The 21,327-nt window shown below is 38.1% G+C and carries 15 protein-coding genes, 4 tRNA genes and 1 pseudogene; all 20 read right to left on the reverse strand.

Annotated features, from left to right (window positions below; all coding sequences use genetic code 11):
• Positions 1–18: 18 nt before the first annotated feature.
• Positions 19–738 carry an IS21-like element helper ATPase IstB gene (gene istB / locus LS684_RS20265; protein ID WP_233808844.1) on the reverse strand — a complete coding sequence of 240 codons (720 nt, stop codon included), beginning with the start codon at positions 736–738 and terminating at the stop codon, positions 19–21.
• On the reverse strand, positions 735–1,490 hold the full coding sequence (locus LS684_RS20270; protein ID WP_233808845.1) for a Mu transposase domain-containing protein: 756 nt from the start codon (positions 1,488–1,490) through the stop codon (positions 735–737). Before LS684_RS20270 ends, istB begins: the two co-directional genes overlap by 4 nt.
• 103 nt (positions 1,491–1,593) lie before the next feature.
• Positions 1,594–3,057, reverse strand: a complete 1,464-nt coding sequence (gene ltrA, locus LS684_RS20275; protein ID WP_233808846.1) for a group II intron reverse transcriptase/maturase — start codon at positions 3,055–3,057, stop codon at positions 1,594–1,596.
• A gap of 596 nt (positions 3,058–3,653) precedes the next feature.
• Positions 3,654–4,391 (reverse strand): annotated as a pseudogene (gene istA, locus LS684_RS20280) (IS21 family transposase); the annotation flags it as partial.
• 125 nt (positions 4,392–4,516) lie between these two features.
• The gene (locus LS684_RS20285) at positions 4,517–5,251 is read right to left on the reverse strand and encodes a helix-turn-helix domain-containing protein (protein WP_233808847.1); all 735 of its coding nucleotides are present in this window, start codon (positions 5,249–5,251) and stop codon (positions 4,517–4,519) included.
• 342 nt (positions 5,252–5,593) lie between these two features.
• Positions 5,594–7,483 (reverse strand): UvrD-helicase domain-containing protein, encoded by a 1,890-nt coding sequence (locus tag LS684_RS20290; protein ID WP_233808848.1) that lies wholly within the window; start codon positions 7,481–7,483, stop codon positions 5,594–5,596.
• Positions 7,470–9,566, reverse strand: coding sequence for an ATP-dependent nuclease (locus LS684_RS20295; protein WP_233808850.1), 2,097 nt, complete (start codon positions 9,564–9,566; stop codon positions 7,470–7,472). Before LS684_RS20295 ends, LS684_RS20290 begins: the two co-directional genes overlap by 14 nt.
• A 258-nt stretch (positions 9,567–9,824) precedes the next feature.
• The gene (rlmH, locus tag LS684_RS20300) at positions 9,825–10,304 is read right to left on the reverse strand and encodes a 23S rRNA (pseudouridine(1915)-N(3))-methyltransferase RlmH (protein WP_233808852.1); all 480 of its coding nucleotides are present in this window, start codon (positions 10,302–10,304) and stop codon (positions 9,825–9,827) included.
• A gap of 80 nt (positions 10,305–10,384) precedes the next feature.
• On the reverse strand, positions 10,385–10,546 hold the full coding sequence (locus LS684_RS20305; protein ID WP_233808854.1) for a CxxH/CxxC protein: 162 nt from the start codon (positions 10,544–10,546) through the stop codon (positions 10,385–10,387).
• A gap of 168 nt (positions 10,547–10,714) precedes the next feature.
• The gene (locus LS684_RS20310) at positions 10,715–11,938 is read right to left on the reverse strand and encodes a S1C family serine protease (RefSeq protein WP_233808855.1); all 1,224 of its coding nucleotides are present in this window, start codon (positions 11,936–11,938) and stop codon (positions 10,715–10,717) included.
• A gap of 335 nt (positions 11,939–12,273) precedes the next feature.
• Positions 12,274–13,068, reverse strand: coding sequence for an MBL fold metallo-hydrolase (locus LS684_RS20315; protein ID WP_233808856.1), 795 nt, complete (start codon positions 13,066–13,068; stop codon positions 12,274–12,276).
• A gap of 5 nt (positions 13,069–13,073) precedes the next feature.
• The gene (locus LS684_RS20320) at positions 13,074–13,874 is read right to left on the reverse strand and encodes a two-component system regulatory protein YycI (RefSeq protein WP_233808857.1); all 801 of its coding nucleotides are present in this window, start codon (positions 13,872–13,874) and stop codon (positions 13,074–13,076) included.
• Positions 13,861–15,183, reverse strand: coding sequence for a YycH family regulatory protein (locus LS684_RS20325; protein ID WP_233808858.1), 1,323 nt, complete (start codon positions 15,181–15,183; stop codon positions 13,861–13,863). The genes LS684_RS20320 and LS684_RS20325 overlap by 14 nt, the downstream gene beginning before the upstream one ends.
• Positions 15,180–17,012: a cell wall metabolism sensor histidine kinase WalK gene (walK, locus tag LS684_RS20330; RefSeq protein ID WP_233808859.1), complete on the reverse strand. Its 1,833-nt coding sequence runs from the start codon at positions 17,010–17,012 to the stop codon at positions 15,180–15,182. Before walK ends, LS684_RS20325 begins: the two co-directional genes overlap by 4 nt.
• Before the next feature lie 3 nt (positions 17,013–17,015).
• Positions 17,016–17,723, reverse strand: coding sequence for a response regulator YycF (yycF, locus tag LS684_RS20335; RefSeq protein WP_233808860.1), 708 nt, complete (start codon positions 17,721–17,723; stop codon positions 17,016–17,018).
• Between the two features lie 189 nt (positions 17,724–17,912).
• Positions 17,913–19,394: a M23 family metallopeptidase gene (locus LS684_RS20340; protein ID WP_233808862.1), complete on the reverse strand. Its 1,482-nt coding sequence runs from the start codon at positions 19,392–19,394 to the stop codon at positions 17,913–17,915.
• A 1,513-nt stretch (positions 19,395–20,907) separates the two neighbouring features.
• Positions 20,908–20,980 (reverse strand) — tRNA-Phe (locus tag LS684_RS20345).
• A gap of 7 nt (positions 20,981–20,987) precedes the next feature.
• Positions 20,988–21,064: transfer RNA gene (locus tag LS684_RS20350), tRNA-Asp, on the reverse strand.
• An 82-nt stretch (positions 21,065–21,146) separates the two neighbouring features.
• Positions 21,147–21,218, reverse strand: a tRNA-Glu gene (locus LS684_RS20355).
• 13 nt (positions 21,219–21,231) lie between these two features.
• A tRNA-Lys gene (locus LS684_RS20360) sits at positions 21,232–21,307 on the reverse strand.
• Positions 21,308–21,327: the final 20 nt, after the last annotated feature.

Raw genomic sequence — 21,327 nt, forward strand, 5'->3', positions numbered from 1 at the left:
CACTTGCCAACTTTACTTTTAGTTCTTTATTATCGACTCTTTATAGCGATGACTATCTCCATTAAATACAATTAAATGAGAATGGTGAATCAGTCGGTCAATGACTGCCTCAGTAAGGATTGGATCTCCAAAAACATGATTCCATTGACCGAATTGTAGATTCGTCGTAATGATAATACTCTTGGTCTCATAACACATTGAAATAACCTGAAATAATAGCTCAGCCCCTTGTTTATGTAGAGGTATATAACCTAATTCGTCAAGGATAAGTAAATCAAGCTTTTCGATTTGCTTAAACAGCTTATTAAGCGTTCCTTTTTCATTTGCGTCTAGTAATCGGTTGACCAGTGATGCCGCTGTATAGAATTTAATAGATTTGCCAAACTTCTGTATGGCATTTAATCCAATTAGCGAAGCTAAATACGTCTTACCTGTTCCCACTCCTCCATAGAAAATTAAATTTTCCTGCTGTTCCATAAACGTCCCATTCAATAAATCTTCTTTACTTAACCCCTGAGTTAGAATTATATCTTTCCAGTCAAATGGGGTACCCTTTACTTTTGGCAATGTGGCTTGGGTAAGTAAAAGGTTCGTTTTACGTTCTTCTCGTTGCTCAATCTCCTTTTCAAACAGCCTTAGTAAGTAATCTTCATTCGTTGTTGCTTCTATCTCATGATAATGTTCTCTTATCCAGCTTAGCTTCAGTCGTTTGGCAAATTCCTGAATATGTCCATTCAATTCAAGTCAGCTCCTTTCAGAAGCTGATCATAATGGTCAAGACCTCTTGTCGCCTCAGGCATATTGGGCAATGACATCTTCGGTATTATTTCAGTGCGAATCCCACGGCCATTAATAAGCTGGTAGAATACCTGTTTAATAGACTCAACCGACGGGTGACCATGCTCGGAAGCTATAGTTAGTGCCTCCGTTACTTTAGTAAAATCGTGTTCTTTCAAAAAGGTTGCTAATAGCCTTAGTGCTTCAGGCTTTTCTGAAGCTGTACAAGAATTAAAATAAGTTTGCCATTCAGTCGGAAGCTGCTCATAGAAACTTGTATACTTGAGTGCCAAAGGACGTTTGGCCATTAAGTTCAAATATGGTTGCCATTTCATAGACCTTCTATACTGACCATACAGTCTTGAATGGCTCACTACTAGTTGATTGTCATCTGTGAGTATATCAACAGTTTTGTATGAGATTCTTACAAGAACCTTACTTAGCGCGTACCTAGGAGAAGTAGAATACAGATTTTTCTCCACCTTTATGTAACCATACTTATCAGCTTTAACTGTTTCATATCTTATACAATGGTATTCCTTGCCGGGTAAAACTAAACAATCCTTTCGATCCTCTTCAAACAATTGGGAGATTAGAATCTCTTTCTCGTAGTGTTTTCGAGCACGGTCTTTCTCAGCTTTGGTCCATAACTCCTTGTTAAGTTGATCTAAATCAAACACATGAAGTCCGGGAAGTAGATAATTGTTTCTCACGTATTTCACCATGGCTTGTCGGCTAAGGAAGGAATATCACTATCCCTCCCTCGCCTAAGAACGGTACGTGACTCTTTCGATGTCATACCGCTCAAGCATTCAATTACCCATTAAATAAGTGGGCAGCAGTTGTTTTGAGATACGCTATAGATTTCTTTTTGCGTTGCATTTCTCTTCTGTTGATAAAGTAATCCCTATCTAAATACGGGTTCATATCAAGTTTTAGGGCAATGTGTCTTACAATAGGAGTGTCTCCTGCGTTGTACAGTCTTTCATTACCGATCATAAATACCCATTGTCGTGAACCGATATTTTTCCAGTATTTTTGGATAATCCACCTTTTCCCTTTGTTAGGGTGTCTTCTTTTACACCATTTCCACAACATGTTCCATATTAAGTGATTAAGATTTTTAAATGTCTGCTTTGAACATACGGATTGATGATAATTGCACCATCCCATGATACTACGGTTTAGTTTCTTGATTAGTTCCTCTTGTTCAATTGCTTTATTCGATTTAATGATATTACTTATATCTCGAGTTATTTTCTTGAATGATTTTTGAGAAGGGCTAATAATCAATTTGGTCTTTCTTTTCCTGAAGTTCCATCCTAAAAAGTCAAAGCCTTCGGAAATGTGTGTAATAAGTGTTTTTTCTTTAGAAAGGGTAAGCCCTCTTTGAATTAGAAAAGATTCTATAATGCTCTGGATTTCGATAAGAGTTTCTTTATCAATTGCACTGATAATAAAGTCGTCTGCATAACGTATGATATTAATTTTCTTGTGATTCTTGTGTTTTTTATCGATTTTCCCTTTACTATTCATCCAATATTTCTCTGCAATTGCCATTTCTATACCATCTAATGTCATATTAGCTAGAGTAGGGGAGATAATACCACCTTGTGGGGTTCCAGAATCAGTAGGAAATAACTTTTTATCGAAGATAAAGCCTGCTTTTAGAAACTTGTTGAGAATTTTTTTGTCCATAGGTATATTATCCAATAACCAGTTATGTTGAATGTTATCAAAGCAGCCTTTGATATCTCCCTCTAATATCCAGGTACCTGCTCTTTTATAAGAGAGGAGATTGAAGATATTGGACATTGCGTCATGCGTACTACGATATTTCCTAAAACCAAAGGAAGTCTTATCTGCAGTTATCTCTGATATAGGTTCAAGTGATAGGAGATATAATGCTTGCATGGCTCTGTCATGGAGTGTAGGTATACTAAGTGGACGTTTTTCCTCTTTTCCAAACTTTTCTATGTAGACTCTTTTTAATGGTTTACATTTGTAGTTCCTATTATTAAGGTTTAGAACAGCCTTCATCTTCTCTTGAGGTTCGTTCCATTTGATTCCATCAACACCTGCGGTGTTCTTTCCTTTGTTGGTTGTTACTCTTTTTACGGAGAGAGCTTTGGCAAAGAATGAGTTAACCAATAAATATTGAAGTCGTTTCACAAGATTTTGTTTCCCATCTCGAACTGCCTTCGTAATCCTGATTTGAATTCTATTAACAGCTCTTTCAGCTTGTTCCCAATCTATGGTTTTCCATTGAAATTCAAGCATTCTGTTTGTAATGTTCTCACGTGGAAATCCACATGTAATTGACGCATTTACATTCATAGTTATTCCTTTCATTCTTACGATTGAACACCTATTGGAAGTCAGCTACCTTTCAGTATAGGGCAAAGTTTGACCCTTATATTATCAATTACAGATAATCATTCGCTTTCTCCAATTTCCTTTACCCTCTGAACATTTGTATCTTCCTTACGGTTGACCTACTCCTTTGAGAGTTCATAGGGCTTACCTTGTTCCGATGTGCAAATAATTTGCTTTCCCTTAGGTTCTGACTATAAGCCGAGAATTGTTTGTCCGTTTTCATTAACCCACGTCGAGTGATCAATGCCTAATTCTGCCCCATTTTGGGTAGAGCGTGTCAACCATATTTCGCTCAGCAAAGGTAACGACTCTTACATCAGTTCACATTTGTTAACCATAGAAAAGCTTTTCCTAGCAATATATAGATATATGGTTTATCTAGTTCTCACATTGTCCTGTCAGCTTCACACCAAAGGATTACTCCAATCGCATGTGACAGTAGGAATACCCCAAACGGAAGGGGCAGTCATCTAATGACAATTTACACAACGACTTCAAGTCGCACCTACATGACCTTTTTCATTGCCACTATTAGGGTTGCAAAATTCACACTCAAATCCGTAGTGAAGGACGAAGTTCTGGAACTCTTCCGTTAATTGCCGTTCCCCGTTTGGCAATACCTTCTTAACGGCAGGCGAAAGATTATCGAACCTTATCGTTTTTGGGACTCCACCGATATGATGGAAAAAACATTTTAACCCCTCTAGAAAACATTCACGGTTTTGAGAAGGAAAGACTTGAAAATAAAATGCATTACTAAAAGGAAAAGATAAAACTAGAAAAGGTAAGATTATTTCCTCTCCCTGATATTTAAATGGTGCTTCCCCAAAGTCTACTTGTGCACAACCAGGTTTTGATTCTAGCGGTAAAGCAGCTTGAGTAGACTCATTTACTAGCTCCTTCTTTCGATTAGATACATAGTTTCGAACTGTGCGATCTGAACCTTTGAAATCAAAGTCTTCCTTAAGTTGTTCCCATATTCTTTTAGCTGTTCTACGAAACTTTCTTTTTTGCTTAAAGTCCTCCATAATCCATCCATCTACAATATCCTTCACTGGATCCATTACAGGAGAACGCCTTTCTTGTTTTATCTTACCCTCAGGACTGAAGTCCTCCTGTTCTGCGTACTTCTTTACTGTTCTCCGATCTATACCCATGCTTTTTGCAATTTGAGAATAGTTAGTGCCTTTTACGTTTGATTCATGTCTGATATAATTAATCTCGGCCACTGCCAACATCTCCTTAATACCTCCTGCGCTTGTTTGTCCCAACAGGAAGTGTATGTGTATTTTGGAATGTTGACAAGTGGTTTTTTTAATTTGTGCAGTGCCCTCCGGGCACTGCACAAATTAATTGCCATACCCTACATATTTAGATTGCCATAAACAGCTTTACGGCAAACCCTCATGTTTATTCCTCTAGATTCTCTATATTGTTGAAACTCCTTGGTTAATATCAAATCTCCACTATTTTCACTAACAACTATCAAACTATCTTGATCATATACCACTTCATTAGATATCCCGCCAAACCATCTAAATGCATTTTCGTGTGCTCGGATTACATCCTGTGTTGTGAAAGGGCGATCCAGCCATTCTTTGTACTTATACCTAGAATTAGATAAAACAAGTGCTATAAAGTTGAGTTTTACTTCCTTATTTTCAGGCGTTCGTTGTTTGGTATGACCGAAGTCTACCTGAATTTGCTCGCCCATTGGAGGGTCCTGGATAGCTTCATACACTCTAGGGGAAGATTCCTTCTTTATCTTATACTCTTCACGAAGAGATCTAACATAAGACCTGACTGTACTTTCCCCAATAGTAATTCCTTCATACTTTTCTTGAAGCCAATCGTATACTTGTGCAGCTGACATGTCAGGGTGCATTCTTAACCATGAAAGAATTAGTTCTTTATGAGGGTCTAACTTTTTCTTTTTATACTGGAGTGATTCAACCCACTCCGCCATCTCCGAAGGTGATTTCTCTATATGTCTATAGACTGTTATTCTTGAAATTCCAAGTTTTTCTGCCACCTTTGACTTACTGAACCCTTGTTTTAATAATTGCTGAATTTCCATATACATTTCCCACTTATCCACCTTTACTGTCCTCCACTTTATATTTATTTACTAAATCATTTTAAAGTGAAGGAGTATATATTTTAGCTGGTATATTTGGGTAAATAAGTGTAACTTCTAATCAAGCAAAAACTGTATACTTTATTCTAGCAGTCACAACTCTATTAAGAACTGCACTTCTTGCTGGAAACGATAATATAGAAAGTTTAAATCAAGCAGTTGAATATGTTCTAAATGAAAACTTCTAATTGTCTTAAGCATAATAAATCCTTATTTTTAAAGATATATAAAAGAGACCATGGTTCACATTACCATAGTCTCTCTTTCAAAAGTAAATTCCTTTTTCTTCCTTATATACTTTTTTCAATAATTAATCTCTTCTACAACCTGAGATTTTTTTAGGATTTCATAGAATGGTTTAATTTTATCTCTTTTTTGCCTTGTATAATATGGAGATGTCACCTCTCTATCACTAGAAAAAGTAAATATTATTCTTCTTTTTGCCCTTGATAAAGCAACGAAAAATGCACATGTATCTTCCTCTTTTTGCTTTAGATAATTCCAAAATGCACTATCTTCTAATCCAATAAAAATTACAGTATCATATTCCAAACCCTTACTTTTATGAATCGTCATAATAGGTATTGAGTTTGCACCCCTTACATTTTCTATTGAAGTAAGCCAATCATTGGTTAAAACATACTCTCTCCACAGGAATCCTATCAAATCAATAATAAGTTCATCTAGAAAAGTTCCTTGTTTATACTTTGGGTATAGTCCCTTTATTGAGTTTATATCGTAATAATTTATTATTCCCCAGATGACTTGTTCTAAATCTTTTTCCGATTTTAATCCTTTTAGTTGGTTATCAATTTTATTAAGAAAATCTTTTATTTCCCTTATTAAAGAATTTAACTTTTCAAAATCTGTATTACTATCAAAACCACGTATTAATTTTGAGAAACTAAGAACACTAATCCATGATTCAGTATCTTCTTTTTCTAAAGCACTAATTAATGCATTGAGAAGTATTTTTACAATATCTTCTTTTAAAAAATCCTGATAAACTACTTCATTTCTTGCAATAATTTCATATTCCTTTAAAGAGCTAATAATCATTTCTCCGTATATGTCGGGCAATTGTTTAACTAATATACAAACATCTCTTGGGTTTATTTTTTCATCCCTAATAAATTCCTTTATATTCTCAGCAACGACCTCAGCTTCTCTTTTCGCATTATTAAATGTCCATATTTCTGATATACCATCAGTCTCTGACCACTTTTCACTAGTCTTAACATCCTGTTTAATATCATTTAAGTAACCATAAACTAATTTTTGTATTTCAACTAACCTTGGAGCAGACCTATGGTTCATTAATAATCGTTGTTCACCTGCTGAAAAATCTTTTTTAAATGCCTCAAATACATCTTTTTTTGCCCTAGCCCATAACATAATTCTCTGTTTATTATCTCCTACAGCAGTAATGGTAGAAGAAGATTTATAAAAACATCCCTTTAATAAATCGTACTGAATATCTGTCGTATCCTGAAATTCATCAAGAAAAACATGACTATAGGTTTGCCCTAGAGCCATTTTTATTAATGGATTCAACCTAAGTAAATATTCTGCAAGTCTAGAGATCATTTGGAAACTCAGTGTAGGTGGAAGCTCATTTACCTCCCCCTTAAGTAGGATATCCCATGCTTTTTTGACTATTTTTCCATTTTGATTTTCTTTCTCTATTGGTAAACGCTGTTCTATTAACCTATTATTTAATAAATCGTTATAATCCCTATTGGATAATCCACTTATCGGTAGAGCCCCAGCTACATCAAATGCTTTACGAATATCATTTTGTTTCCTGTTTTGAATAGCTATCATATAATGAGCCATAGGTTTATATTCTTCTGGGAGTCCATGGATAAAATTGTCGAGTAGATTTTTTGCAAATGAATCATATGTTTTGGAAACAAACCTCTTAGATAACTCTGTTCCGCACCTTTTTTCTACACGTTCTGCTAAGTTTTCAGCAGCATCCCTTTTAAAGCTGATTGCAAGTATTTTTTTTGGATTTTGGCAGGTATTCGTTTCCAGTAAATAACTTGCTTTTTGTGCTAATAGCTCTGTTTTTCCTGCACCTGGACCAGCAATAACTAATAAATTTTTGTTACTTTTTACCGAAATTAATGCATTTTCCTCTAATATAATATCACCAGATGGTTTCCATTCTCTCGGGTTATGATAATTCATTAACTTCTACTCCAACTTCATCATCAATTTGACCTAATATATTCTTAGAAGTTTTAAGTATCTTCTTAAATACTTCTGGTAGTTTATCTGAGAATATTTCAGGTTTAATATTCGAAGTAGCCAAGATATGGGTGCTTGGTTTACCTCTGCTTAAGAAAAAGTAGTTATACCAAATCATTAATTCTTTTTGGTTATCTGAATAGGTGCTTCCATCCCCGCCTTCTGGCTTAAGAGTCTTTCTAATATCTTCATTTACTCTACCCTTATACCTCGAGTCACTTTTTTGTTTTTCCGTTAGATCTTTAATTTTACCTAAATCCTTTATAAATGGTCCCTCTTGTCCGCTTATTGTCTCCATGTAATAGTTCTTAAATGTTTCTAACATTAAAAAGTCTATATCTAATGGGTTAGAGAAGAATACATTGTAAGTTTCTAAATAATTTACCCAAGAATTTAGTAACAATACTCCTTCTTGGTTTAAACTTGATTCGTGCATGCTTTTTAATTTTTCATCTGAAAGAATACTTCCATCTTTTAATAAAAGTAACTTTTCTTTTTCAAGCCCTATTTCTATCAATTGATTTAAAACATATTGTATTCTTCCCCATCCGCCACCATGTCTTTCTCTATCAAGATCCAAAAGTGTAATGTAGGGAATATCCAATTGACTCAATAATCTCCAAAAGTGGTTAACGTGCCTGCCGCCCAATGGAACAACCGAAATTCCACTTGAATCTACATTATCTCCTGATAGTTCCATAACTTTAGGCAGTATTATCTCTTCACTATCACCTTCACCTAGAATTACTAAGGAAGCGAAGTATAACTCAGGATATGCTCGAACTGCTTCTTTCACATACTTAAACTCGGCTGTCTTGTCTGAAGGCAAAGCTATTTTATTTATAAGTGTTTTGGATGTTTTCCTACATAACCTAACATGACGTATATTCCTAGGGTCTATCCTTTTAACAATGGACGGATTATGTGAGGTTAATATTGTTTGAGAATTTTCTCTTCCAGCTATTCTTTCCAGATTATTTATTACCCTACCTAATAACTGTGGACCAATATGGTTTTCGGGTTCCTCAATAGCAATTAGAGTTAATGCAGGAGGCTCAATATTAAAAATCCTTTCATCAGTCTTTTTTTGTTTATCTAATAATTCTTTAATGGCTTGATTTTCTATTTCTAGAAGGGAGTCTACAAGAGAGAGATAAAATAACGATCTTAATCCGTCACCTAGCGAATCAATTTTGTATGCTCTTTCAATTTCTGTAGGAGTAAATTCTACTTCTACTTTTTTCAATATATTCTCTAAGTCCGTACTATTAAATTTTAATGATGCATTCTTGTAACGGTCTTCATTATGGTAATTCTTCCATTGGTCCTCTATTGTTTTTTGTATTAAAGATACTCCTGGTTGTTCTCCAAATTTTTGATCAACTAGACTAATTTGCTGTTGAACGCCCTGTTTATCAGCATCTGACCAATTTATTCCTTTTAGTGTTCTCCATAATAATGTGCCTGAAGCATTTTTCAACTGTGAAGAAGGTTCCCTAACAGCAGGTACATATATTACTTTAATGTGTGACCTATCATGTTTTGACATTGGCTTTTTGTTAATTTCAGTAACCTCTTCGTCTTCTTTAGCTGTTACAAAAAAATACTTATTTTCAATAATACCTTCAGGACTACTACTTTGTTGCCATGTGGCTTCTAATAACACCCTCATAAATGGAGGACTTCCTGGGGAAGAGACTACAAAGTTTTCGTAATAAATAGGTACCACATAACTTTCCTCCCCATTTTTTAACTGTAGTTCAGGAAACTCAAATACTGCTTCGATACTTAAATGGTTCTTTAAGATTTCATCTGGAGATTTATCTACAGGAATATGAAAGTCAGCACGTGTTATCTCTTTTTCTGTTCCTGTATCACCAAATAATTTAAGTATTGCATGCATTATTGCTGTTTTACCCGCACTATTAGCACCAATAATGGTTGTCAAATTATCAAATTCTATTTCTTCTTCTTCTAAACCGAAACATTTAAAATTTTTAAATTTAAGTTTGCTTAGTCTCACAGTATAAACACCTCATAATTTTTACTTATATTCTCTCAAAGAAAAAGGTAAAATTTTGTAGAAAATTGTCAAAATATAAAATTTCTTATACCTAAAATAAATGGAATAAATATACTAGTTCATAACTTATGTAATAATTAACTCTTATTAAATAAATCCACCACAAATTAAAATAGGAAAAAACTTTTATAAGTTTTTTCCTATTTTAATTATTTTCCTATTTTATTCTCTTGTTATTAATAGGGTTAAAGTTTACCGTTATTTATGATACGGTTCCCCCCGATTAATCCGAAATGCCCGGTACACTTGCTCGACTAGGATTAGTCTCATGAGCTGGTGGGGGAAAGTCATTTTGGAGAAGGAGAGTTTGTCATCTGCCTTTTTAAGGATTTCGTCGCTTAGTCCTAGGGAGCCGCCGATGATGAAGGCGATTTTGCTTCTTCCGTAGGTGGCGAGTTTGTCTAGGTTGTCAGCCAGTTCTTCCGATGATTTGAGTTTGCCGTCGATGGCGAGGGCGATGATGTATGTATCTGGGTGAATCTTGGCGAGGATGCGTTCGCCTTCTTTTTGTTTGACCTGGAGCATTTCGGTTTCGCTTAGTTCTTCAGGCGCTTTTTCGTCTGGGACCTCGATGACTTCGACTTTGGCGTAGCTGGAAAGACGCTTTAAATATTCATCAATTCCTTGCTTTAAGTATTTTTCTTTTAGTTTTCCTACCGTTACAATGGAGATATTCACAGGTAATCCTCTCTTTACAAACAAGATATCCACAATAGTTATCCACATGTCCACATTTTATATCCACATGTTGTATGGAATCATACGTTCGATACAACATATGTTGCGGGATTTCGACAATATTCACAGGTTGTTGATAACTTTTCCTCCTCTTCAATTTTCGCTAATTGTGGGAAGGTTTCATACTCATCTACAATCGTATCTAATGCGACTTCTACGTGTTCTTCGCAGCAATAAACCATGGATCTCACCCCTTTTAATATTGTTTTAATATTCTTTCTTCCACTTGTGTATAAGCATTATTTCATTTTATCCACAAACCATCATAACACTCAAAGAAAAAGCAGGAAAGCGTTAATCGCCTCCCTGCTTTTAGTTTATCCACAATCTATCGTCAATTATTGATTTACTTAGAATGTTTGCCCGCTTAATTTTAACGTTGTTTCCGTTAGCTTGCCATCTCGGTAGAATTTGATTTGCATTTGATCTCCGATTTTTTTCTTATTATACAGATGTTTGCGGAGATCAATCACATCCGTGATTTGTTCTCCATCCATTTCAACAATTACATCTAGCTCCTGTAAGCCTGCTTGTGATGCCGGTGAATTTGGCGAAACTTGCTTAATCGCCACTCCATAGGTTATATCCTTCGGCAGCTTTAACGCTTCCTGCTGATAGTAGCTTGGAATTTCATTAACAGACTGTAATTCAACACCCATATATGGTCTTCTCACTTCACCAAATTGCTCAAGGTCATCGATGATCGGTGCTGCATAGTTGATTGGAATCGCAAGACCAATTCCTTCTACCGCACTTTGAGCAATTTTCATTGAATTGATTCCGATCAGCTGGCCGCTGATATTGATTAGTGCTCCACCGCTGTTCCCAGGGTTAATCGCAGCATCTGTTTGCAACACCTCTGCCTGCCAGTCGACAATTCCATCTTGGTTAATGTCAACAGGAATCGCACGCTCTAAGCCTGAAATAATTCCTTGTGTGACAGATCCTGAGAAGGTAAGTCCTAGCGGCGTACCAATAGCAATGACAGGCTCCCCTGTTTTTAACGCATCTGAATTACCAAATTCCGCTATCTTTTTAATTTCCTTTGCCTCAACTTCAATTACCGCTAAGTCCGTCCAAATATCGCTTCCTCTTAAGGTAGCAGGTAGCTTCGTCCCATCGGCAAGTGTTACTTCAAGATCGGATGCACCATCAACTACATGGTGATTCGTCACAATAAAGGCCTTGCCACCTTCTTTTTTGTAAATAACACCAGAGCCCGTAGCAGCAGGCTGTCCACCATCATCCCAGAAGCTTGCCGATTGGATATTGGTGATTCCGACTACTGCATCACCTGCTTTATCAACAGCCTTTGTTACATCTGTCGTCACATCTACAGAAATTTTCTCCACCTGGCCTAGATTTTCACGAGCTTCGTTATCTGCTTCCTCCAGCTTGTTGTCAGGCTCAACTGAATATGGAAGCACATTGAAGTCCGCAAGTTTCGGTACGGCTACAATCACGAGCATAGCACCTAACACAGCACCGACAAGACTTGCGAGAAAATAGCCGCCTCGATTTCCCTTCTGTTTTTTATTCCGTTGTTGTTCATAATCTTGATCATAGTATCCCATTTACACCAACCCTTTCTTCTCTTTAAGAAAAAGTATACAAGCACCCAGTTAAGGCGGTTGCTTTGCTTTGTCTAAAAAATGATTGCTACGAGTTATTTTTCCTTCTAACCCTAATTATACTCACGGATTTGAAAAAATCTAAGGAAATGATGCGGTAGAAGGCAATCTTACGAGTTTGTTCATACTTTCGTCTAAGCTTGTTAAAATACCAACAAACTCTTCTATTTTTCGTGTTTTATGTAGCTAAGTCATACTTCTAATAACAAAAAAAAGAACGTATTCTCCTGAAAAAGAGTCTACATTCTTTTTTTACCTAACTTAGATAGGTTTAAACGTTAGACAGCCGTGAGTGGCGTAGGAATTTTAGGATCCGTGTCAAATAGGGAGAATTGTTCTCCTACTTGAATTCCCTTGCCTTCTAGTGTTTGACTAACGGACATTCGTGCTAGGTCCTTCATGTTATTGTCGAGGCTTAAATGGGCAAGGTAGATGCGCTTTGTTCGATCGCCCGCCACTTCGCTCATCGCGATTGCCGCGTCTTCATTAGAGACGTGGCCTACATCGCTTAATATTCGTCGTTTGATGTTCCAAGGATAGCGTCCCATACGAAGCATTTGTACATCATGATTGCTTTCAAACACATACATATCTGCATTTGAGATAATCCCTTTCATTCGATCACTGACATAGCCGGTGTCTGTAATCAGGACGAGCTTTTTATCCCCATGATGAAAGGTGTAAAACATCGGCTCAGCAGCGTCGTGAGAGACGCCAAATGATTCGATACTTAAAGAACCGAAGCTCTTCACCGTTTCCATATCAAAGGTGAATTTTTGTTCAACTGGTATGGTGCCAATTAACCCGTCCATCGCTTGCCATGTTTTTTCGTTTGCAAAGATGGGTAAACGGTATTTACGGGCGATAATTCCCACGCCTTTAATGTGGTCACTGTGTTCATGCGTTACTAGGATACCTGATAGCTTTCCCATATCCCGGTCGATTTGCTGAAATAAGCTCTCCATTTGCTTTCCGCTTAAGCCAGCATCCACGAGGAAGGAATGCTCCTCCGACTCCACATAAACCGCATTTCCCGTACTCCCACTAGCGAGCACACTAAAATGCAAAGACATATTTCTCACTCCACTATTTTTTTGTCTTCATTGTTCAGTTGGATAATTTGTCCTTCAAATGCATTGACGAATAAATTATCTTCGCCATTTACCTCGAACCGCCATGCAGGGGTTAATACAATTTGCGAGGTAAGATGAACGAGTGTATAGTAGCCCAGTTCCACCTTGGTGATGGTACTTTTCGGCCGCAAATCCCCTTTTTCATAGAGCGTTTCTATTGCCATCATTGGGGACAAAATTTCTTCTTTATCAGACAGTACTTTTATATCCTTTAAAAGGGTTTGTGAATAAGACACGACTTCCCGCTCTTCATTAATAAAGAACGTTAGCTCCCCATTTAAATTTTTATAAAACGTCTTATCCTGGTATTGCTGGTAAAACGTGATCGTGTGATCTTCTTCGTTCAGTTCCCAAAAGCGATATTTCGTTCCTTCATAGATTTTTGCCTTCACATAATTCGAGAGAAGTGCAGGATCGAACTTTTCTGGTAGCTTGATTGGCTCGGCTAATGCCGCTTGAAGCACCGTTCCTTCTCCACCAATTGAGAAGCTTTGCACCCCTACCAGATTTTCAATGACATCGGCAGTAAATTGAAGAGGCTTTGCACTTAAGAATACATCCTTTTTAGGCCCCTCAGGAAGCTGATTATAATCGATCTCAGCCGTTTTTAATTTTTCCTCTAAAGAAGCCTCTGTCATAAAATCATGCTGGCTTTCATTTAGAATCTTTAAGAATTCGTACATTAAATAAATATTGAGGACGAGAAAGCTGATGATAAAGATCGTCTTAATCTTACTCCAATCCATAATTCATCCCCTCCCGATCATCCTGCACAATCGGCCACCAATGATTGTTGTATTGGTAGTACCAAGTAGGCTCAAGATAGATGAGTGGATCCTGTGAATCCTTGATCATCGTATAGCCTAGCACAATATCCTGAAGATAATCTTTATTGAAATCCTCCTGCTTCAGCAAATAGTCCAGCACTTTATGACCGGACCAAAGCGCTACATCTGTTTTCTCTGTTTGAAGATCAAGGGAAAAGTTATTCCGCAAATACTTATTGATCTCGGTTTCTCCCCATGTAAGAACAATATCTGAAATTCCTTCTCTACTAAAGACAGGATACCCTACTGGATCATAGATTCGAAAGGCAACCTGCTGGTTCAATTCGTTTATGCCCACATAGCGATAGTTATCTGTCCAGCCCCCATGCTGATTCACAAATTCAATGCTTTTCTGCAGTAGATTATTCGAACTAATCGTATACTCATTTTTCTCCGCAGGGTTTACAAAGGAGATCGTCCGATTTTCAAAGTCCACACTCATTAAATTCGAGCTATCGGTATATTCCTCCCCTGTTACCGAGAAGTTCTTCTGGACAAGTGACGGATTTCGAAATAAGGCATTTTTAAACTTTTCAAGTGGGAGTGAGTCTAAAATGTATTCATACCGGTAAAGTGAAGTTGCTCCTTCTGGTAAAAACAACGTCCGCTGATCGGTTACCTGAAACGAAAATAACGGCTGAAAATTAGGAAGTAATGACGCCATTCTAAAGTATTTCTCTTTGAAATTGATCACAAATGAAGAGGTGACACGTCCCTTTAAGATTCGTTGATCTTCATAGGAAACAAAATACAGCACTCCATCCTCTTTCAGCTGCCCCTCCGTTTGAATAACAATTCGGTCAAAGTTAAAATTGATATTCTCGTTATCTTTAATTTCAAGAACATTCTTATAGAGCTCGATTGGAATCGAATCTGGAAAGATAATTTCCGCATTCCCTTCCTTATGAATAAAAGAAGTGAACTCATTTATTTCCAAGGAAACATATTTTAGCTCATAAATACTCCATTTGCTTAATTCCTTAATTACTTTATCAATTTCAACCGCATCGGATGTGCCAAAATGGCTCCCTTTTTGATGATAGAGCAGGCGGTCTGGCTTTACGATTTTTTTGAGATCCTTCTTATCTCCAACTGCAATTTCCTCGACTGTTTTTGAAGGGTCCATTTTACTATAGTTCGGTTGGTACGTCCAAAGGCTCCAAGTAAAAAAAACACTAGTAATTACTAGGATTGTTAAGATGATAGACTTTATATTTTCTAAGTTCATGACCAATCATCCTCTTCAGCTTGAACATAAGGCAGACTAAAGAACACTTGTGTTCCTTTCCCTTCTTTACTCTTCGCCCAAATTTCTCCTCCGTGAGCCTCCACCATCTCCTTCGCAATCGCTAAGCCAAGACCTGTCCCACCAAGCTTACGGGTTCTTGCTTTATCCACGCGATAGAAGCGATCGAAAATTTTATCCAAGTTGTCCTTCGGAATTCCGACTCCTTGGTCCGATACACTCACGACAATTTGCTGCTCCTGAATATCAACAAGAAACTTAATTTTTCCTCCTTCAGGGGAGTATTTAAGCGCATTGGAAATAATGTTATCAAGTACTTGCGTTAATTTATCTTCATCCATCTCTACAAAAATCGTTTCGTCAGGGAGACTTCGTTCAAATACAACGCTTTGTTGTTTTGTGAACTCAAACCTGTCAATGATTCGATGATAGAACTCGATAAAGTTGATCCATTCTTTCGTTAATCGATAATCCTTACTGTCCATTTTTGAAAGCTGAAGAAGGTCATTTACCAGGCGAATCATCCGTTCCGTTTCATTCTGCGTCACCTCTAGGAAGTTCGGTGCAATGTCTTCATCCTTCCATGCCCCTTCGGCTAACGCCTCTAGGTAGCTGCGCATCGTCGTAAGTGGGGTTCGTAGTTCATGTGAAACGTTCGCTACAAACTCTCGGCGTTCCATATCTATTTTTTCTTGCTCTGTAATATCATGCAGAACGGTAATCAGACCATTCACAAAACCCGTTTCCTTTTGGATAACCGAAAAATTCGCACGTAAAATATACGGCCTTTTTTGCGTGCTATAATCCAAAATTACCGAATCTCTTTCTTCCAACAAGTCCTCGAACGTATACTCTTCATCTAAACCTAACAGCGAAACTATTGAATTGGACAACACTGTTTCACGTGAAACATCAAGCATTTTAGCTGCAGGTTCATTAATTAAGATGACACGGCCTTTTCGATCGGTTGCAATAACCCCATCTGTCATATAAGAAAGCACCGAGGATAGCTTCCGCCGCTCCCCTTCTGTCGTAGCTTGAGCTTCCTGTAGCTTTTTCGTTAAATTATTAAACGTAATAGCTAGCTGACCGATTTCATCATAGCCATATACTTTAACCTTCCGTGAAAAATTCCCCTTCGTCATAGCCAGAGCCTGCTTCCTCATATCGGAGATTGGCCTCGTAATCGTTTGAGCAAGGAGAATTCCTAGAATGGCTGTTATGATCATGGCCATCGCAGTACCCGATGCCAGGATATTGTTGATCATTTTCATCTGACTGTACACCGTCTCAATTTTCGAAACGACATAGATGGCTCCTAACACTTCACCATCTGCTTTAATTGGGGTTGCTAGCACCCAGAAACGCTCTCCCGTTTGCTGGTTGACGAGGATATCGCTTGATTCGCTTCCTCGTACAAACGTACGGCGCACCAAGAGCTCTGTCGTTTTTAATCCAACAATCCCCTGATTTTCTGAGTCAGATGTTCCAATAATCCGTAAGCTTCCATTTTCAATGACGCGAACCTCTGAAATATCGGGCGCTACAAAGTCTCGTAAAATTTTCCGAACGGCATCATCTAAAGATGGCTCTTCCTTCGTCCGTTCCTCCTTATTAAGCATTTCCTCCTCTAGGTTATACTCTAAAAGGTTCACTCGCTCTTGGAGAGAGGTCTTGAAATTACGGAGTAGGGTTTCCTCGAGCTGCCTCACAAAATACACGCCAATAATTTGCATCGCAATTAAGATGAGCAGCACATAGACTAACACAAATTTCAGGTGAATCGAGCGAAAAAAACCAACCTTTTTCATCGCTTACTCCTGTTCTGGATTTCTTAAGTAATAGCCCACTCCTCTTCTGGTTACGATCCAGATTGGGTGGCTTGGATTGTCCTCGATTTTTTCCCGGAGGCGTCTCACTGTCACATCGACTGTTCGCACATCTCCGTAATAATCATAGCCCCAAACTGTTTGCAGAAGATGCTCTCGCGTCATAACTTGTCCGATGTGTTTTGCTAGATAGTGAAGCAATTCAAACTCACGGTGAGTTAGTTCAATCGTTTCTCCTCGCTTCGATACAATGTAGGCATCTGGATGTATCACAAGTGAACCTACACCAATTTCATTCGTCTCTTCATCATCTGCCGATTTTGGAATTTGTTGGTGTCTTCTTAAGTTCGCTTTAACACGGGCAATAAGCTCTCTTGTGCTAAATGGCTTCGTTACATAATCATCTGCACCTAATTCAAGCCCTAGAACTTTATCGATTTCTGAATCCTTCGCAGTTAGCATAATAATCGGCATTTCATATTTTTTACGGATTTCTCGGCAAACTTCCATGCCGTCCCTTTGCGGCAGCATAATATCTAATAGGACGAGATCCGGTTTTACCTCTTCTACTTTTTCAAGTGCTTCATTGCCATCGTAAGCACAGTGAACCTCGTACCCTTCTTTTTTTAAGTTAAATTGTAGAATATCTGCAATTGGTTTTTCATCATCAACAACTAGTATTTTCTTATCCATAACTCTTCTCCTTTAAAAAGAATGAGATCATTTCAGCATCTTGTTAAATAGGTATCTTTCATTTACTTTACCATGTTATTCTTTGGAATTCACCTTTTTGCTGAAGGATGATTGCTCCCTTGTTTTCCAAATATGTTAAGTAAAAGGAAAAGCCTCTAGTAGCTGAACTAGAGACTTTTCACATGTTGATTATCGAATATATGTTAGTGGATTCACTAGGCTTCCATTTTTATACAACTCTAAGTGTAAATGGACTCCCGTCGAATCTCCAGTATTCCCCATTACACCAATTTGAGTCCCTTTAGGAACCGTTTGGCCATTGCTTACAGTAATCGAATCCAGGTGAGCATATACTGAACGGTATCCATTGCCATGATCAATAATGACTTTATTGCCGTAACCACCGCCATCCCAGCCAGCTGAAACGACCACTCCATTGTCAATTGTCATAATGGTACGATTACTCGGACGAGCAATATCAATTCCTTTATGCATCTTGCCCCAACGATAGCCCATTTGCGAGGAAACGTATCCTCCTACCGTTGGCCATACGAACGAGCCGTCTCCACGAGAAGGAATTACTTTCGTTCCCTTTAAGACGATATATTTAACAGGCTCTTGAATGATTTTTTCACTAACCGTTTCTTTTTTCACCGTTTGTCCATTTTGTTCGGATAGACGGTATGTTACTTCACGAAGTCCATCTTTCCCTTCCTGCTGAACCTTCGTGTCACCTTTGTACATAGAAGTGTCTTCCTTCACTTCTTTTTCATAGGCTACTGTTTCTTTCTTGAAGACTTCCTTATCAATAATAACTTCTACATATGGTTTAAGGAATGTAATATTGACTTCCTGATCGATTTTTAATACGGTATCTTCTGTTAGTTCTGGATTAAGTGTCAGGATTTCCTTTAATGTGAGATCATTATCATTTGCAATTGAGCCTAATACGTCCCCTTCTTTTACCTTGTACTTCTTTTCTTCAAGCGTTCCTTTTTTCAATAACTGAACTGCCTGCTCGACAGATAATACGTCCTTTGGTAAAACTTTTTTCTCAGAAAGTGAAACTTCTTTAGATAGTCGAACGTCTAATAGACGAGTTTCATTTTCTTTTAATGGGGGTAAAGAAGCATTAGGAGCGGTTTTTCTTTCTTCTAGCTCCTGCAATTGCTCGGCCGTTACATATTGAAGCTTCAATGTTTTGATTACTTCTTCAGCCTGCTCAGGATTTTCTAAATAAGCTACTGGCTGCCCATCAATAACAATTGCTGTTGCCTCCGCTTGAACCTTTAGCTGCTCTTGTAGCTTTTCTACCACTTGCTCATTATATGTAGTAGCTGATGATTGAAACACGTGCTCCGGCACGAATGTTAATTGAGAGCCAAGTGTCAAATCATAGTCTGTATATTCTTCTTTTGCTTTGCTTACTTTAGTTGTGATCATTTCTTCGATAACATCTTTATCAGAGACTGTTCCGATAAATTCATCATTTAAATAAACGTAATAAACAGTCGTTAAGCTATCCTCTTTTGCTGCTTGAGCAGCTGCTCCACCGCCGAGGGCAATAGCTGAAAAGGCAAATGCCGTGATGAAAGCCTTTTTGACAATTGGCTTTATTCTATATGATGTCTTGCCCGTTAGCTTGGACAGGTTACTTCGAAAACGTTTCATCGTATATCCTCCTAGACTACCGAAACAAAAACACTTCTACTAGTGCTATGTAACTATAGGTCATTTTTGCACTATTATAATTTAACATATTTTATTGGTAATAGATTAATAGTCTTTATAATGTAACATAATTGTATAATAAATGACATTTTATTACGTTTTATGGTAATAATATGGAATGTTAATGGTAGGTATATATTACCTAATAGGTGATGAGGGTTGATCCTGTAGGTTTTTTTCGCGTTTGATGAGGCATTACGTATAATTGGCGATTTCGACAAGATTTGGGTGGATTGTTACATTGTCTAGACTGACGCATGAAATGTTCCTCTAAGAAGCGGTGTGTATAGCCGAGGATTTGGTCTTTATGAAGCTCATGAAGATTTTTTTTATGCTTTTCAATCTGATGGTGGCGGTTTTAACCTATATTTCTTGTTTACAGCGAGAGAAATTTCAGACTTAAGTGAGCGATTTCCGGCTTGGGGCGAGCGAACGCTCAAAAAAGGAGCGGTCGCTCACAAGTTGGGCATAGGCAACATTTTCCCGATCATATTGGAAAAGATACACCTACTATAAAAAGCCACACTCTCTCAAAAAACCTACACTTCCTTAAAAAAGGACGGGTTTTTCCGAAAAAGCGTAACTACTGTTATTCATTCGTACGGCATTCAACACCATTTTGAGCGAAATCTATCTCTTGCCGAGCGAAAATGGGTCGAATGCGAGCGATTTCTTATCGAACATGAGCGAAATTCCGAAAAAGTGAGCGATTTCCGGCTTGGGGCGAGCGAACGCTCAAAAAAGGAGCGTTCGCTCACAAGTTGGGCATGGGCAACATTTTCCCGATCATATTGAAAAAGATACACCTGCTATAAAAAGCCACAATCTCTCAAAAAACTTACACTTCCTTAAAAAAGGATGGGTTTTTCCGAAAAAGCGTAACTACTGTAATTCATTTGTACGGCATTCATCACCATTTTGAGCGAAATCTATCTCTTGCTGAGCGAAAATGGGTCGAATGCGAGCGATTTCTTATCGAACATGAGCGAAATTCCGAAAAAGTGAGCGATTTCCGGCTTGAGGCGAGCGAACGCTCAAAAATGAAGCGGTCGCTCACAAGTTGGGCATGGACAACATTTTCCCGATCATATTGAAAAAGATACACCTGCTATAAAAAGCCACAATCTCTCAAAAAACTCACACTTCCTTAAAAAAGGATGGGTTTTTCCGAAAAAGCGTAACTACTGTAATTCATTCGTACGGCATTCAACACCATTTTGAGCGAAATCTATCACTTGCCGAGCGAAAATGGGTCGAATGCGAGCGATTTCTTATCGAACATGAGCGAAATTCCGAAAAAGTGAGCGATTTCCGGCTTGGGGCGAGCGAACGCTCAAAAAAGGAGCGTTCGCTCACAAGTTGGGCATGGGCAACTTCCCGCCCTCTCCAAAGGGTAACCGCCTCATTTCCTATAAGAAAAAGGAGAATGCGAAATGCATTCTCCTTTTTTCGATGGCTCAGGACGGAATCGAACCGCCGACACAAGGATTTTCAGTCCTTTGCTCTACCGACTGAGCTACTGAGCCATATAAATGGCGGTCCGGACGGGACTCGAACCCGCGACCTCCTGCGTGACAGGCAGGCATTCTAACCAACTGAACTACCGGACCATTATGAAATTTGAGATAAATAGATGAATAGTCAGTAAGCAACCGTCCTTGCCACTTGCTTACTGACCACTCATTTTGCCAATGACCCGTACGGGATTCGAACCCGTGTTACCGCCGTGAAAGGGCGGTGTCTTAACCGCTTGACCAACGGGCCAATTTTATAAAGATGGTGAGCCATGAAGGACTCGAACCTTCGACCCTCTGATTAAAAGTCAGATGCTCTACCGACTGAGCTAATGGCTCTTTATAAGAAGCTTGTCTCC

Source organism: Cytobacillus spongiae, assembly GCF_021390075.1.